This is a genomic window from Bradyrhizobium sp. HKCCYLRH3061 (assembly GCF_051168015.1).
Classification (GTDB): domain Bacteria; phylum Pseudomonadota; class Alphaproteobacteria; order Rhizobiales; family Xanthobacteraceae; genus Bradyrhizobium.
Genome location: NZ_JBNPUE010000004.1, coordinates 98,650 through 113,940, shown reverse-complemented (window position 1 = coordinate 113,940; position 15,291 = coordinate 98,650). Strand labels below are relative to the sequence as shown.

11 protein-coding genes are annotated in these 15,291 nt (G+C 67.2%); 5 read left to right on the top strand and 6 right to left on the bottom strand.

All coding sequences use genetic code 11. The annotated features are described in order from the left end of the window. Positions 1-717 carry a GntR family transcriptional regulator gene (locus tag ACQR2C_RS09800; protein WP_316218798.1) on the bottom strand — a complete coding sequence of 239 codons (717 nt, stop codon included), beginning with the start codon at positions 715-717 and terminating at the stop codon, positions 1-3. Between the two features lie 174 nt (positions 718-891). Here ACQR2C_RS09800 and ACQR2C_RS09795 point away from each other — a divergent pair, with 174 nt between their 5' ends. The 4 genes from ACQR2C_RS09795 to ACQR2C_RS09780 are packed head-to-tail and all read left to right on the top strand — an operon-like array spanning position 892 to position 5,581. Beyond that, positions 892-1,785: a VOC family protein gene (locus ACQR2C_RS09795; protein WP_316182956.1), complete on the top strand. Its 894-nt coding sequence runs from the start codon at positions 892-894 to the stop codon at positions 1,783-1,785. A gap of 25 nt (positions 1,786-1,810) precedes the next feature. Continuing rightward, positions 1,811-3,364, top strand: coding sequence for a bifunctional 3-(3-hydroxy-phenyl)propionate/3-hydroxycinnamic acid hydroxylase (locus tag ACQR2C_RS09790; protein WP_316218797.1), 1,554 nt, complete (start codon positions 1,811-1,813; stop codon positions 3,362-3,364). A 33-nt stretch (positions 3,365-3,397) separates the two neighbouring features. Then, positions 3,398-4,720, top strand: a complete 1,323-nt coding sequence (locus tag ACQR2C_RS09785) for an MFS transporter (protein ID WP_434881014.1) — start codon at positions 3,398-3,400, stop codon at positions 4,718-4,720. Positions 4,721-4,729: 9 nt separating this feature from the next. Then, positions 4,730-5,581, top strand: a complete 852-nt coding sequence (locus ACQR2C_RS09780; protein WP_434837838.1) for a fumarylacetoacetate hydrolase family protein — start codon at positions 4,730-4,732, stop codon at positions 5,579-5,581. Positions 5,582-5,725: 144 nt separating this feature from the next. Here the strand turns inward: ACQR2C_RS09780 and ACQR2C_RS09775 are convergent, their stop codons facing one another. Together ACQR2C_RS09775 and ACQR2C_RS09770 are read right to left on the bottom strand one after the other, a co-directional pair. Then, positions 5,726-7,306, bottom strand: coding sequence for a DHA2 family efflux MFS transporter permease subunit (locus ACQR2C_RS09775; RefSeq protein WP_315805336.1), 1,581 nt, complete (start codon positions 7,304-7,306; stop codon positions 5,726-5,728). A 12-nt stretch (positions 7,307-7,318) separates the two neighbouring features. Then, complete coding sequence (locus tag ACQR2C_RS09770; protein ID WP_434881013.1) at positions 7,319-8,584, bottom strand: HlyD family secretion protein; 1,266 nt, start codon at positions 8,582-8,584, stop codon at positions 7,319-7,321. A 314-nt stretch (positions 8,585-8,898) separates the two neighbouring features. Here ACQR2C_RS09770 and ACQR2C_RS09765 point away from each other — a divergent pair, with 314 nt between their 5' ends. After that, a complete protein-coding gene (locus ACQR2C_RS09765; RefSeq protein ID WP_434881012.1) occupies positions 8,899-12,243 on the top strand; it encodes a CHAT domain-containing protein in 3,345 nt (1,114 codons plus the stop codon). A gap of 8 nt (positions 12,244-12,251) precedes the next feature. Here the strand turns inward: ACQR2C_RS09765 and ACQR2C_RS09760 are convergent, their stop codons facing one another. From ACQR2C_RS09760 to ACQR2C_RS09750, 3 genes are read right to left on the bottom strand one after another with little or no spacing between them, the layout of a single operon-like run. Continuing rightward, positions 12,252-12,944, bottom strand: a complete 693-nt coding sequence (locus ACQR2C_RS09760) for a YoaK family protein (protein WP_434881011.1) — start codon at positions 12,942-12,944, stop codon at positions 12,252-12,254. A 19-nt stretch (positions 12,945-12,963) separates the two neighbouring features. Beyond that, positions 12,964-14,373: an alginate export family protein gene (locus ACQR2C_RS09755; RefSeq protein ID WP_434881010.1), complete on the bottom strand. Its 1,410-nt coding sequence runs from the start codon at positions 14,371-14,373 to the stop codon at positions 12,964-12,966. 12 nt (positions 14,374-14,385) lie between these two features. Next, the gene (locus tag ACQR2C_RS09750) at positions 14,386-15,276 is read right to left on the bottom strand and encodes a glyoxalase (RefSeq protein WP_316182948.1); all 891 of its coding nucleotides are present in this window, start codon (positions 15,274-15,276) and stop codon (positions 14,386-14,388) included. Between the last annotated feature and the right edge of the window lie 15 nt (positions 15,277-15,291).

The window sequence follows — 15,291 nt, the reverse complement described above, 5'->3', positions numbered from 1 at the left end:
CTAAACCTGCTTGTCCTTGCGCAGCTCCGGAAAGATCGTCTCGTCCTGCAGGATCACGTCGGCGGTGCGCTGATAGTGCGCCGTGAGCAGCGCAACCGCGCGTTCGGTGTCGGCGTCGAGCACGGCGTTCACGATGTCGGCGTGCTCGTCGCCGACGGGGCGTGACGGAAACGCCTTGCGGATCGATAGCCGGCGGTAGCGATAGAGCTGGTCGGCAAGCTGGCCGCAGAACGCGATCAGCGACTGCGAGCCGCAGTTCGAGATCAGGACCCGATGATAGATCCGGTGCAGTCTCTCCCACTCCGGATTGTCCTCGAACGTCGTCGCGCTGAGCGAGCGCGGCGCGCGGCTGAGCCGATGCTGCGCCAGCACCAGTTGCTCCTCCCACTCCGGCGTCGCCGCCGCCATCGACTCGCGCAGCGCCAGCGCCTCGACCCAGCAGCGCGTCTTGGTCAGCTCGGCGAGCTCGGCGCGGCTGATGTCCTTGACGTAGAAGCCGCGCTGCTCGCGCACCTCGACCAGTCCGTCGGCAGTGAGGCGGTTGAGCGCCTCGCGCAGCGGTGTCTGCCCGGTCTGATAGGCCTCGGTCAAAAACCGCATCTGCAGCTTGCGCGACGGCGCCAACCGGCCGGACAGCAGGTCCTCGCGCAGCCGGTCATACACATGACTCGCCTGCGTCGACGGGCCCTGCCCCTCGGCCTCCAAAACCGCATCCACGCACGATCTCCTCTGAATCAGACGACATGTATAGAGCGAGGCTGCAGAACATAAAATTTATAAATTTCGATTGATTTCGATTTTTTATGTAATAAAAAGGACGAGCCGGTTTTGCCGGCCAGGGATAGAAACGTCGCGCGTCCTCACCCGGGCATCGCGCAGGAGGACACGCTCATGACCCGGTTTCCGGTCGCGGCTCTGCGCAGCGTCGATCTGGGCACGCCAGATCTCGCGCGTTCGGAAGCGTTCTATCGACAGACCTGGGGGCTGGAGCGCGTCGCGGAGGCCCGCGGCATCGTCTATCTCCGTGCGACCGGCAGCGATCATCATGTCGTAGCGCTGCACCAGAGCGAGCGTACCGAGTTGAAGGCGGTGACTTTCCGCCTCGCCGAGTCCAGTGATTTCGATGCCGTCAGCCGCAACGCCATCCATGAAGGCGCGACGCTGATCGCAGCGCCAGCGCCGAACCCCGGTCCCGACGGCGGCGTGATCATGAGCCTGCGCGGCCCCGAAGGCGGCGTGCTGCGCTTCGTTCATGACGACCTCAGGCACGACGCCAAGCCACCGCGGCCCGAGCTCCCCGAGCGGCTCGCCCACGTCAATCTCAACAGCACCGACGTCGATCGCACGGCTGCGTTCTACGAGAAGGCGCTCGGCTTCAAGCTGACCGATCGCTCCGCGGCGATGGCGTTCGTCCGCTGCAACTCCGATCACCATGCGGTGGTGATCGCCGCCGCCAAGGTCAACGGCCTCAACCACGTCGCCTTCCTGATGCCGACCTGGGAAGGCGTGATGCGCGGCGCGGGCCGCATGATCGATGCCGGTCATCCGATCGCCTGGGGCGTCGGCCGCCACGGCCCCGGCGACAATGTCTTCGCCTACTTCATCGATCCCGTCGGGACCGTGATCGAATACACCGCCGAGGTGCTGCAGGTCGACGACGACTACGTCGTGCGTGGGCCGGAGCATTGGGTCTGGCCGCCCGGCCGCACCGACCAATGGGGCATTGCGCCGCCCAAGGCCGAGCACGTCAAGGCCGCGCAGCTCGCGGTCGGCTACGCCGCCTGACTCGTTGTCCAACTCCAGAGTTTCCATGTCCGCCACGTCCGATCACAAGCATTTCGAGGTTGCCGTCATCGGCTTCGGTCCGACCGGCGCCATCGCCGCGAGCCTGCTCGGCATGCAGGGCATCAAAACGCTCGCGATCGATCGCGCTGTCGAGATCTACGACAAGCCGCGCGCGATCGCGCTCGATCACGAGATCATGCGGCTGTTCGACAATCTCGGTATCGCCGAACAGGTCAGCCGGTACGTCGCGCCGTTCCCGGCGTCCGAGCATTTCGGCGCACGAGGGCAGTTGATCCGCCGCATCGACATGGTCGGCCCGCCCTACCCGCTCGGCTACACGCCGAGCATGGTGTTCACGCAGCCGCCGGTCGAACAGATGATGCGCGATCGCGTTTGCGCCTGTCCGTCGGTGACGGTCGAGCTGGGCACGAGCCTCGTCGCGATCCGGCAGGATGCAACGGCGGCGACCGTCGTGCTGCAGCGGGCGGACGGCACGACGCATGAGGTCACCGCCGACTACGTGATCGCCTGTGACGGCGCCTCCAGCACCGTGCGCCAGCAGCTCGGCATCAGCTTCGATGATCTCGACTTCGACGAGCCATGGCTGGTGGTCGATCTTCTCGTGAATGCTGGCGGCGCCGGCAAGCTCCCGGCCACCGCGGCGCAATTCTGCGATCCCGCGCGTCCGACCACCTACATCATCGGTCCCGGGAACCATCGCCGCTTCGAGATCATGCTGCGGCCGGGGGAAGACCGCCACGCGATGGAGCAGCCGGAGCAGGTCTGGCAGTTGCTGTCCCGCTGGCTCGGGCCCGAGGACGCCACACTGTGGCGCGCGGCGAGCTACCGCTTCCATGCGCTGGTCGCGCACCGCTGGCGCCAGGGTCGTGTCCTGCTCGCCGGCGATGCCGCGCATCAACAACCGCCCTTCATCGGCCAGGGCATGTGCCAGGGCCTGCGCGACGCCGCCAATCTGTGCTGGAAGCTCGCGCGCGTGTTGCGCGGCCAATCGACCACGGCCCTGCTCGACAGCTATGAGAGCGAGCGCAGCACGCATGTGCGCGAGCTGACCACGCGCATCAAGGCGATCGGCCGCGTCATCTGCGAGCAGGATCCCGCGGCCGCAGCGGCACGCGATGCGCGTATCCTTGCCGAAGGCGGCGGCGCGCCGCGCACCATCACGCGGCAGGAGATCGTGCCGCCGCTGACGCAGGGACTGCTCGCGACCAGGGCAAACGCGGCCAATGGCACGCTGTTTCCGCAGCCTTGGATCGTCGGCGACGGTGGTGGGCGAGCGCTGCTCGATACCATCGCCGGCACCGGATGGCGGCTCGTCCTCGACGGGCGGGGCGCGCTGAACTCGAGCTCGATCGACGCTGCGACCCGCGACGCCGGGATCAGTGTGATCGCCATCGGCGGTCACGGCTTGCACGAGGAGAGCGCCGTCGTCGCACGCTGGTTCGAGCGCCACGGCTGCAGCGCCGCGCTGGTGCGCCCCGATCATTATGTCTACGGCGTCGCGACGGACGCGCCGGAGCTCGCCGCGCTGCTGAGCGAGCTGAACCAACGACTGCACTAATCAAAACAAGAGAATGTCAAACGGGGAAACGCCATGACGACATCATCGGACACCGCCAGACCCAGTGTGGGAGGACGCGCGATCGCCGTCCTCATCATGCTGTTCCTGTTCCAGACGCTGAACTTCTTCGACAAGCTGGTATTCGGCCTCTCGGCCGTGCCGATGATGAAGGAGCTTGGCTTGAGCCCGAAGGAGTTCGGGCTGATCGGCAGCAGCTTCTTCCTGCTGTTCTCGCTGTCGGGCATGGCGGTCGGCATGTTCGTTGTCGGCCGCTTCCCGGTGAAATGGCTGCTCCTGATCATGGCCGCCGTCTGGTCGGCGACGCAGATCCCGATCTTCTTCTCCGGCTCGGTCGCCGTGCTGGTGATCTGCCGCATCATCCTCGGCGCCGGCGAAGGGCCGGGGCTGCCGACCGCGCTGCACGCCTGCTACAACTGGTTTCCCCAGGACAAGCGCAGCGTGCCGAGCGCGGTGGTGCTGCAGGGCATCAGCGTCGGTCTGTTGGCCGGCGGTCCGATCCTGACCTATGTCATCGTGAGCTATGGCTGGCGCACCGGCTTCCTGTTCTGCGGCCTGCTCGGGCTCGCCTGGATGCTCGGCTGGTTCTTCGTCGGTGGCGAAGGACCCTACTCCGCCCATGCGCCGGAGGCTTCGGCGGCGAAGGACAAGGCGTTGCCGGCGCGCGTGCTGTGGGCCGATCCGACCGTGATCGGCGTCATCATCATGTCGACCGCGTCGTACTGGATCGTCGGCATGTCCGCGACCTGGCTGCCGCCCTATCTGCAGCTCGGGCTCGGCTACAAGCAGGTCGATGTCGGCTGGATCATCTCGGGGATCTACCTGTTCCAGTCGCCGCTGCTGCTCGGCGGCTCCTGGCTGACGCAGGTTCTGCAGCGCAGAGGCTTCAGCCTGCGTGCCTGCCTCGGCCACGCCTCCGGTCTCGCGCTGCTCGCCGCCGGCTGCGCGCTGCTCCTGAGCATCGTCACCTCGGGGCCGCTGCAGCTCGCCTGCATCGCGATCGCCTTCGCGGCGCCGAGTCTCACCACGATCTTCGGCCCCGTCGCGCTCGGCGCCGTGGCGCCGGCAATCCAGCGCGGCCGGCTGATCGTCGTGATCTATTCCGGCAACGCGGCCTCCGCGCTGGTGTCGAATGCGCTCACCGGCTGGATCGTCGGCGAGGCCGGCGGCAACGCGCCGCTCGGCTACGCCCACGCCATGACCTTCACCGCCGGCGTGCTGATCGTCGGCGCCATCTCGGCCTTCGCGCTGATCTTCCCGGAGCGCACCATCGCGCGCTTCGCGAAATCGGCGCAAGAACCGGCTTCTCCCTCCGCCGTAGCGGCGGTTTCGACCTGAGGACATCGGATGAGATTTGCAAGCTTCACCATCGACAATGCGCCGACCTGGGGACTCGTCGAGGGCACCGACGTCGCCGATCTCGGTGCCGTCCTGCGCGACCGCTTCCCGGACCTGAAATCGGCGATCGCAGCGGACGCGCTGAAGGAGGCGGCTGCAGCGGCCTCAGGCGCAAGGCGGCATCCGCTCTCGGCCATCAGCTTCCTGCCGGTGATCCCGAACCCGGACAAGATCCTCTGCATCGGCTTGAACTACGAGACGCACCGCAAGGAGACCGGCCGCTCCGAGGTCGAGAACCCCACGGTGTTCGGCCGCTTCGCCAACAGCCAGACCGGGCATCTCACGAATATCATCCGCCCGCGCGTCTCGACCGATCTCGATTTCGAGGGCGAGCTCGCCATCGTGATCGGCAAGCCGGGCCGCTACATCCCGCGCAGCGAGGCCTTCAAGCACATCGCCGGCTATGCCTGCTACAATGAGGGCAGCGTCCGCGACTTCCAGCGCCACACCCACCAGTTCACGCCGGGCAAGAATTTTCCCGCGACCGGCGGGTTCGGCCCGTGGCTGGTCACGCCGGATGAGATCGACGATCTCGGTTCGCTGCGGCTGCAGACGCGGTTGAACGGCGAGGTCGTCCAGGATGCGACGATCAGCCAGATGATCTTCGATATCCCGCGCCAGATCGAATATTGCTCCTCGTTCACCCGGCTCGAGCCCGGCGACGTGATCGCCACGGGCACGCCCGGCGGCGTCGGCTCCCGCCGCACACCGCCGCTGTGGATGAAGCCCGGTGATGTCGTGGAGGTCGAGATCGACAAGATCGGACTGCTGCGAAATGGCATCGCCGACGAGGCGGTGTGAGCGCCCCTGATGTTCCTGACCGTCATTCCGGGGCAGCCCGCCAGGGCTGAACCCGGAATCTCGGGATTCTCAGGTGCGCAACTGCGCACCATAGTTCGATGCTTGCGCATCGCCCCGGAACGACAGCCGAACGACCGTGCTTCCTCAATGCGCCATCGCCGGGCCGCCGCCGAGCTTGACCTTGCGGAGCGTCAGCGCCAGCGGAATCGCCGACAGCGAGATCAGCATCAGCGCCCAGTAGACGTCGACATAGGCGAGCAGCGACGCCTGCATCTGAACGGTCTGGCCGATCCAGGCGAGCGCCTGCTGCTGCGCCTGGACCAGCGAGCTGCCATGGGCGGTAAAGTAGTTCGTCACCTGGTGCAGCGTGTCCTGATAGGCCGGGTTGGACGGAATGGCATTCTCGACCAGCCGGCTCTGGTGGAACTGCGCGCGGTGCGCCAGGATGTTGGCGGCGAGCGACACCCCGATCGACCCACCGGTGTTGCGCGCGGCGTTGATCAGGGCGGAGGCCTGGTCGGTCCTCTCAGGCGGAATGCCGTTGTAGGACGCGGTCGTGATCGAGAGGAAGATCAGCGGCAGGCCGATGCCGATCAGCATGCGGGATTCGGCGAAGAACCAGAAGTCCACATTGGCATAGACCCGCGTGAGGTCATACATCGCGAAGGCGACGACCGCGGCGCCCGTCATGATCATGTATTTCGGCTGCACCTTGCCCGAGAGCCGTCCGACCACGAACATCATCGCCATGGTGACGAGGCCGCCCGGCGACAACACGAGGCCCGCCCAGGTCGCGGTGTAGCCGAAATCCTGCTGCACCATCTGCGGCAGCATCTGCGTGGTGCCGAGCAGGATCGCGCCGGTCGCCAGCATCACCAGGAAGCTGGCGCCGAACTGGCGCGACGCCAGCATGCGGACGTCGACCGTCGGGTTTTTCTGGTTCATCTCCCACGGGATCATGGCGATGAAGGCGGCAACGCAGACGGCGGCGGTGACCAGTATGAAGCGCGAGTCGAACCAGTCGTCCTCGAGGCCGCGGTCGAGCATCAGTTCGAGCGCGCCGAGGAAGGTCGCGACCAGCACGAAGCCGACGACGTCGAAGCCGTGCGCCTGCTTGCGCCGCTCTTCAGTGACAGCTTCAGGCTCCTTGAGGATCAGCCCGATCAGCAGCATCGCGGCGACGCCGACGGGGCCGTTGATCAGGAAGCACCAGTGCCAGGAGACGTTGTCGGAGAGATAGCCGCCGAGCGTCGGGCCGACGACGGGCGCGACCACGACGGCGACGCCGAACAGCGCGAAGGCCTGGCCGCGCTTTTCCGGCGGGAAGGAGTCGGCGAGGATCGATTGCGCGACCGGCACCATGCCGCCGCCGCCCAGGCCCTGCATGATCCGGAACAGCAGCAGCACCTGCAGATTCCAGGCGAAGCCGCACAGCACCGAGCTCAAGGTGAACAGGCCGAGGCACATGATGAAGAAGGTCTTGCGTCCCAGGCGCTTGGCGAGATAGCTCGACGCCGTCAGGATGATCGCGTTGGAGACGAGATAGGTCGTCACCACCCAGGAGGATTCGTCCTGGCTGACACCCATGCCGCCGGCGATATAGGGCAGCGCGACGTTGGCGATGGTGGTGTCCAGCACCTCCATGAAGGTCGCGAGCGCGACCAGCACCGCGATGATCCACGGACTGCCGGCGCGCGGCGCGGAAAGAGCGGCAGCCTCACGCATGGCGGACCTCTCTCACAGCACGGCCTTCAGCCGCTCATAGAGCGACGGCCTGGGATCGACACGCACGGTCGGCACCACCGACATGCCGGGACCGAGCGCGACGTCCGTCGGCGGATCATCCATGTCGATCTTGACCGGCACGCGCTGCACGATCTTGACGTAGTTGCCGGTCGCATTCTGCGGCGGCAGCAGCGAGAAGGCTGGGCCCGAGCCGGACTGCACGCTGGCGACATGGCCGCGGATCTCGCGCTCCGGATAGGCGTCGATCTCCAGGGTCACGGGCTGGCCTGGACGCATCTCGTCGAGCTGGGTTTCCTTGAAATTGGCGGTCACCCAGACGTCATCGGGCACGAACATCGAAAGCGCCGTGCCTTGTGCCGCGAACTGGCCGTCGGCGGCACTGAGATTGACAACGCGGCCGGGCTGCGCCGCGGTGATGGTGGTGTAGGACAGATTGAGCTGCGCCTGGTCGCGCTGCGCCTGCGCCTGGGCGAGATTGGCATCGGCGCTCTCGCGCTGCGCCTTCAAGGACTCCAGTTGCCGCTGCGCCACCTGCAGATTGGCCTGCGCCGAGGTCAGCGCCGCCTTCTGCTGCTGGAGCTGCGATGTGTATTGCTGCTCGCTCTGCACCGTGCCCGAGCCGGTGCGGGCGAGGTCCTGATAGCGCTTGGCCTGCTGCTCGGCGAAGGTCAGCCCGGCCTGGGCCTGCTCGACCTGGGCCTGGCCCGCGGTGATCTGCGCCTGCTGCACCTCGATCTGCGCATCGATGTTGCGGATCGCCGCCTGCGCCGACTTCACCTGCGCATCGGCCTGGGCCAACGCGGTCTTGTAGTCGCGATCGTCGATGCGCGCGATCACGTCGCCGGCCTTGACGTGCTGGTTGTCGGTGACGGGGACGGCGGTGATGTAGCCGGAGACTTTCGGCGCAATGGAGAACTGGCGGGCCGCGATGAAGGCATCGTCGGTGGTCTCATAGTGACCGGCCGCATCGTAGTAGACGTAGCCGCCGGCGCCGACGGCGAGCAGCAGCACGAGACCCAGCGCTGCCCCAAGCGGATGCCGCCGGATCAGGCTCCTCCGGGCCCCCTCCTGGCGCTGCCCGTGCTCCGTCGGCGACGGACCGGGCTCCGCAGCCGGCGCCTTGGCCTCGATCTGCTGCGGAGTGTCGCCAGAGGCATCCCCGCGCCATTGCCGCACGGCACGATCGCGCGCGGAGACCACCGGATCGTCGTTGGCCGCAGATGGAACCTCAGCCGATGACAGAGCTTGCTGTGTCATCACGTCTCCTTGAAAAGAACGGAACCGTTTCGTTTCTACAATTGGGCGCGATGCATGTGGGACGCAATGGCGCACAGCGATGCGGCGAGCTAAACTTTTCGTCATTGGAGATCGCCGACGCGCGTTTCCCTGCGCCTCCACCGCGAACCGCCGTGAGCAAGGTCAACTGCGTGACGCAGCCGCGGTTGCAGTCTCACGTGATCGCGTTGACTCGATCAACGCGGCTAAATACAACACACGCATAATAAGAAATTGTTAGGGTCGGCAACCGACTACCGCGGAAGATGCCGACGTGATCCTATTGCGAGGCACGCATGCCCGTCCGTCAGGTGCCAGGCTCAGACCTGCAATATGTGCTCATCGCCTTCGATGCGACGGGGCAAGAGCGGCGAGAGGCCGACGGTTCGCTCGCGAGCGAGATGGTGGTGAACCGCCTCCATGCGCTGGGCGCGGCGGTCAGCGATATCATCCTGCTGAGCCATGGCTGGATGGGCGACGTCCCCGCGGCGATCGAGCAGTATGATCGCTGGCTCACCGCCATGGGAGCGCTCGACGCGGACCGGCTCGCCGCGGCACGGCAGCGTCCCGGCTTTGCTCCCGTCATCATCGGGCTGCACTGGCCGAGCCTGCCATTCGGCGACGAGACGCTGCCGTCGGGCGGCGGCGGGTTACTGTCCGCCGACACGCCGGCGGCATCGCTCGAGGCGGAGGTGGAGCGCTATGCGGCACGCATCGCCGACACGCCGGCGGCGCGCGCCGACATTCGCTCGATCCTCGAGCAGGCGCGCATTGCGCCGGCGGCCACGTTGCCGGACTCGATGCGCGATGCCTATCTCAGGCTGTTCGCTGCGTCCGGCCTTGCGATGGGCGATGTAAGCGGACGCCCTGGCGCCGAGCAGGACCGGTTCGATCCGACCGTGATCGTGAGCGAGGCACGGAGCGGGCCGGCCGATGCGACCGCAGGCACGCTCGGCCTCGGCGACGACCTGCGCGAGGCGCTGCTGGCGCCGCTCCGCATCCTGTCGTTCTGGAAGATGAAGGATCGCGCGCGCCAGTTCGGCGAGGCCGGCGCCCATGATGTCCTCGTCAAGCTGCAGCAGGCGGCGCCGGCGGCCCGGGTTCACCTGATGGGCCACAGCTTCGGCTGCATCGTCGTGTCGGCGGCCGTCGCCGGCACACCCGACGGCCGCGCGCTGCCGCGTCCGGTCGAGACGATGTTCCTGGTCCAGGGTGCACTGTCGCTGTGGTGCTATGCCGAGAGCATTCCGCAGGCCGCCCCGGCGCAGGGCTATTTCCGGCGCACGCTGCTGAAGGGGCTCGTGCGCGGCGCCTTCGTGACCACCCGCTCGAGCTACGACCGGGCGAACGGATGGTTCTACCCGCTCGGAGCGCGGCTGAAGCAGCAATATCTGCTCGATACCGACTATCCGCTGTACGGCGCCATCGGCAGCTTCGGCGTCCGCGGCACCCAGCCTGTGGCGACCGTCGACATGCCGATCCAGGATGTCGGCTTCAGCTACGGTTTCGGCAGCGGCCGGGTCTACAACATCGAGGCGAGCCGGATCATCCGGAACGGCGGCGGCGCGGCCGGCGCCCACAGCGACATCGCCCACCCCGAAGTGGCTCACGCCTTCTGGGCCGCGATCCTGGCCGCGCCCGCGGCCGTCAGGCCGCAACCCGGCAGCATCGGCGGCGGGCTGCTCAGCGACGACATCCGCCACTTCGATCAGCAGCGATACGATCAGCAACTCTGGCGGCCGCGGACGTTCGAGCGGACTTCGGAGCAGGTGCAACAGCAGGTTCAGCGGCAGGAGCAGCAGCAGCAGGTCGAGCCGGGCCAGCGGCAGCAACGCGAGCAGCAGCAGCGGGAGCAGAGTCAGCATCAGCAGCAGCAACGGCAGCACGAAGACCAGCAGCAGGTTCAGTTGCCATATCCGCAATGGGCGCCGCCGCCGACCGTTCCGCAACCGCCCGCGCTCGACAACCGCAAAGCCTATCCGCCCGGCGAGCAGCGCTGGATCAATGCCGGCTTCGAGGATCTCGATGCGCCGTTGAAGCCGGGCCAGTGGTACACGTTCGCTTTCGACGTCGACGTCCAGCAGAGCGGCGTCTCGTCGGTGCCGCTCGCCGACGAGCAGTTGTTCCCGGAAGGAACCTCCGACGTCACTTTGACCATCCAGCTCGACAGCGACGATTTCGAGCTCTCCGACAAGAGCCGCCCGCTGCGCCTGCCGCGCACCGGCAAGTCGCGCAACAAGGCGCGGTTCGATCTGTCGCCGAAGAAGTTCGGCCCGTCGGCGCTGCGGGCGACGGTCCACAAGGACGGCAATTTCGTCCAGCAGATGGACCTCGTCATCGATGTCGGCGCGGCGCCCTCGCCCCGCGTCGAGGGCGCGCATGGCCGGCCCTACTCCTCCGCCAGCGTGCTCAATCCGCGCGATGTCGGCCTGTCGATCATGCCGATCGCGGGCGGCTACGACTGTCTCGTCTGGAAGCCCGTCACGGTCCGCGCCCGGCTGCCGTTGCTGCCGGACTACCTGGCCAAATCGATCGAGATCGTGCGCCAGGAGCTCATGAAGGTCGTGACCCATCAGAACGCGGCCGGCAGCTTCGTCTTCCAGAGCGGGATCGACATCGCCGATGCCGACCGCGACGCCGCCCTGAAGATCATGGCGCGGGCGGGATCGGCGCTGTTCCAGAAGCTGTTCTTCGGGCCCGCCGCGGCGCAGGATTCCAAGGACATCGGCGACTTCCTGCGCAAGCTCACCAGCGACCGCTCCAGGCGGCTGAAGCTGCAGATCGTGGCGGAGGCGACCACGGTGCCGTGGGGCCTGCTCTATGTCGGCGATGCCTCGGCCGGCGCACAGCTCGACTGGGACAATTTCATCGGCATGCGCCACGTGATCGAGCAGATCCCGATGCAGAACACGCCGCGCATCTCCGACTGCCTGATCCCGAGCGACAAGCCCGAGCTCAGCATCAGCCTGAACGTCAACGACAACATCGACCGGCAGATGGGCGCCGACCTCGTCGCCCAGCAGCAGCGGTTCTGGCTCGCGGAAAAGGCGGCACGCCGCAACGTCCACATCGTCTCGCGCACGACCAGCAAGGAGCTGGTCAAGGCGCTGGCCGACGAGACCACCAACGACCAGATCCTCTACCTCTATTGTCACGCCCGGGCGACCGGCCTCGACGACCCCGGCGGTCCCGACAGCTCCAGCCTGGTGCTGACCGATGCCGGCATCACGCTGGGCGAGCTCAGCCTGGACGCCCCGACCAGCAAGCTGCTTCCCGGCAACCCCCTCGTCTTCATCAACGCCTGCGAGTCGGCCGAATTGTCGCCGGCGTTCTACGACGGCTTCGTGCCGTATTTCATGGCCAAGGGCGCGCGCGGCGTGGTTGGAACGGAATGCAAGACCCCGGCGATCTTCGCCACGGCCTGGGCGAAGCGCTTCTTCGAAAGCTTTCTCGACGGCGTGCCGCTGGGAGAGACGTTCCTCAGCCTGCGCCGGGAATTTCTCCGCGAGCACGGCAACCCGCTCGGGCTGCTCTACGCGGTGCACTGCGACGGCGACACCCAGGTTGCGCCGTCGCTGCCGCGGCTGCCGCCGACGGCGCCTGCGCCGAACGTCCAGCCGGCCCTCGGCACCGGCACCTGACGGCGTCCTCAGCGCGCCGGCTCGGGCCCGGCGAGGCGCACGCCGAGCGCCAGCGCGGCGACGACCGGCGGCACGACGAAGCACCAGCTTCCCAGGCGCATGAACAGCAGCGCCGCGGCGCCGCAGCCGAGCGCAAAGGCGAGCACGTTGATCGCCATCTGCATCAGCCGCGCCGGCGGCGGCGCTTGGCCCCTGTCGCCGACATAGATCCTGTCGGCGAGGTCGATCATCACCTGCGTCGTGGTGCCGGTCATCAGGGTCGACGGCGGCGAGCTCGGCAGATGGATCCGGTGCACGGCGTTCTGGATCGCCATCGCCGCGACCAGCACCATGCCGGTGATGATCGCCTCGCGGCTGTCGCCGTCATGGAACGGGCCGAAATGGATGGCGAGCACGGCGCCAAGGACGAGCAGCACCAGCTTGACGCCGATCAGGACCTCGAACGCGCGCGACCACCGCCGCGACAGCAACGTGCCGGCCAGCCGCGTCGCGATCACGACCAAGCAGAATACCGGGAGCGCCAGCAGCTTGGCGGTCGCGCCCGAGGTGCCCAGCGCCAGCGCCGCACCGAACGTCACGAAGTTGCCGGTGACGTGCGCGGTGAACAGGCCCTGCAGCGCCAGGAAGCCGGCAGTGTCGACATAGCCGGCATTGACGCTGAGCAGCAGCGGCACCACGTTGCGGGACTCGAATTGCGACATGTGGTCCTGCTTTCGTTGTTCAGAGCGCGTATTTCAGCTCGATGCCGATGTAGTTGCTGTCGTGGCCGCCGGCGCGGCGCAGCGTGTCGCCGATCTCATAGTGCACGGCTTCCAACGCGCCCGTGAGGTTGGCGTTGAAGCGATAGTCGGCGCGCAGCTGCGCATAGGCGCCGGACCACGAGCTGCCCTGCCCCGCGGTGCCGGCGACCGCGACATTGGGCTGGACGTAGATCGCGTCAGCATTGGTCGCGCGCCATTGCAGGCCGATCGCGGCCATGAATGAGAGATCTGTCATGGGCCTCACCGTCAGCGACGGTTTGAGGTGAATCAGGTTGGTGTAGCCGGTGAAGCCGGCCAGCGTGAAGTAGTAGCCGTTCGGGAACAGCGGATTGAAGGTCTCGATTTTGCCGTCACCGGGATGGCGGTCGCCGGAGGCGCCGTCGAGCTGAAGGCCGATGCGCGGCTGCCAGACGACGTCGGCGAAGGTGTAGCCGGCGCGCGCGCCGGCGCCCCAGGCGCGGATCTGCTTCGCCCCGACCGAACCCGCCTGCCCCATCGCCTCGAGATCCCAGTCGAAGCCGGCGAGCTTGCCGGCGAAGCGGATGTCCAGCACGTGGCGCTGCTCGAGGCCTGCGGCATCGAGGAAGCGCGCATCGTCACGCTGATAGTAGGAATAATACGACGACAGCTCGTTGGTGCCGAGCACCTGGCGCTCGACGCGGAAGGTGTGGAAGAGGAACGATCCGTTCGACGTGTCGTCGAACGGGCGCACCAGCTTGTATTGCACCGGCTGGCTGACGAAGCCGATGAAGCGCCACGGGCCGCTCTCCCAGTCGGCCCACAGCGCGTCGAAGGACTGGCGCACGTTCGGCCCGTCGCGCGAGGAGACGAAGCGCTGCAGGTCGAAGTCGAAATCCTGCCGCCCGACCCGGGCCTTGAACGTGCCCTTCTCCGTCGCATTGACATAAGCGAGGAAGGCGAGCCGGAGATCGAGCGGGTTCTGGTCGACCGACGTGATGTTGGCCTTGCCGAAGGCTCTCGCGTCCTCGAGCTGGACGAAGGCCTGCCAATGCTCGTCGAAATGCGCGTCGGCATGGATCTGCAGCCGCTGCAGGACGTGCTGATCGGGCTTGGCGCCGCCGATGCCGAAGCTCGCCGCGTCCAGGCTCTCGAACCGCTCGCGCAGGGTCATGCCGAACGAGACATAGCTCTGCGGCACGCCGGCCTGCAGCGGAATGTACTTGATCGGATCGAACGGCTCCGTGCGCAGCGCCGGATTGGCGAGGACGGACCAGTCCTCCTGCCAGCGATTGGTGCGAATGGCGGGACGGGCGTCCTCGGCGGCGGCCAGGCCGCACGACACCGCGACCATCGCAAGCGCCGCGGCCGTCCTCGTCAGTGCCCCAGCCATCCGCACGCGCCTCTCCATCCGCCGATGGCGCTACTTTACCAGCGCATGGATTTCCGCGACATAGCCGCCGGGAAACTGCACCAGCGCCTGCTCGCGCTTGTCCGCCGTGAACGGCTCGACCAGCACGGTCGCGCCCGAAGCCTTGGCCTTGTCGAGCGTGGCCTTGAGGTCGGCGACCTCATAGCCGGTCATCTCGCGGCCGAACGGATATGGCAGATGGCCATCGGTGACGAGCACGGTCATGCGGCCGAACACCGACTCGATGCGGATGCGCCGGTAGCGGTCGTTGGGCCGGCCGATCTCGACGCCCGGCGCCTTGGCCTCGTCGGAGATCACCTTGCCCTTTGAGAACCGCAGGAAGGCGCGGGTAAACGCCTCGGCGCGATCGGCCGAGACATAGACGCGGTTCTCCGGAACCTTCTCGAACGCGGCGTAGGACGGCTTGGTCGTGTGCCAGTAGAGCTGCATGTTGACGCCGCCCGGCCACTGGATCACGGCATCGCGGCCGATCGGATCGGGAAACGGCGAGACGACGACGTCGGCGCCGGCGGCCCTGGCGGCCTTGATGGCGGCGTCCATGTCGGTGACGAGATAGCCGGTGCGCTCTGCGCCGAACGGATACGGGATCGGAGTCTTGAAGCCGAACAGCGACACCGTGCCGACCGGCGTCTGCAGCAGCTGCGAGGTCGTGCTGCTCGGCGTCGGCGTCACCGTCGCGACGACCTGCTTGGTGCTCTGGCCGCCGAAGGTGGCGAGGAAGCTCGTGACGAACTTCTCGACGTCGTCGGGCGCGACATAGACATGCGTCGTGTCGTATTGCGCGCCGACGCCCACGAGCCGCGCGGTGTCCTTGGCGAATGCGGGAGCGCCGAACAAGGCGGTGGCAACGAGTACGCCGAGCAGATGACGGGAGCGGATCATGACAACCTCAGACAA

What these genes read in the sequence shown, in the direction of transcription:
- ACQR2C_RS09795 (WP_316182956.1), top strand. Translation starts at nt 892, where the DNA reads ATGACCCGGTTTCCGGTCGCGGCTCTGCGCAGCGTCGATCTGGGCACG.
- ACQR2C_RS09790 (WP_316218797.1), top strand. Translation starts at nt 1,811, where the DNA reads ATGTCCGCCACGTCCGATCACAAGCATTTCGAGGTTGCCGTCATCGGC.
- ACQR2C_RS09785 (WP_434881014.1), top strand. Translation starts at nt 3,398, where the DNA reads ATGACGACATCATCGGACACCGCCAGACCCAGTGTGGGAGGACGCGCG.
- ACQR2C_RS09780 (WP_434837838.1), top strand. Translation starts at nt 4,730, where the DNA reads ATGAGATTTGCAAGCTTCACCATCGACAATGCGCCGACCTGGGGACTC.
- ACQR2C_RS09775 (WP_315805336.1), bottom strand. Translation starts at nt 7,306, where the DNA reads ATGCGTGAGGCTGCCGCTCTTTCCGCGCCGCGCGCCGGCAGTCCGTGG.
- ACQR2C_RS09770 (WP_434881013.1), bottom strand. Translation starts at nt 8,584, where the DNA reads ATGACACAGCAAGCTCTGTCATCGGCTGAGGTTCCATCTGCGGCCAAC.
- ACQR2C_RS09765 (WP_434881012.1), top strand. Translation starts at nt 8,899, where the DNA reads ATGCCCGTCCGTCAGGTGCCAGGCTCAGACCTGCAATATGTGCTCATC.
- ACQR2C_RS09760 (WP_434881011.1), bottom strand. Translation starts at nt 12,944, where the DNA reads ATGTCGCAATTCGAGTCCCGCAACGTGGTGCCGCTGCTGCTCAGCGTC.
- ACQR2C_RS09755 (WP_434881010.1), bottom strand. Translation starts at nt 14,373, where the DNA reads ATGGAGAGGCGCGTGCGGATGGCTGGGGCACTGACGAGGACGGCCGCG.
- ACQR2C_RS09750 (WP_316182948.1), bottom strand. Translation starts at nt 15,276, where the DNA reads ATGATCCGCTCCCGTCATCTGCTCGGCGTACTCGTTGCCACCGCCTTG.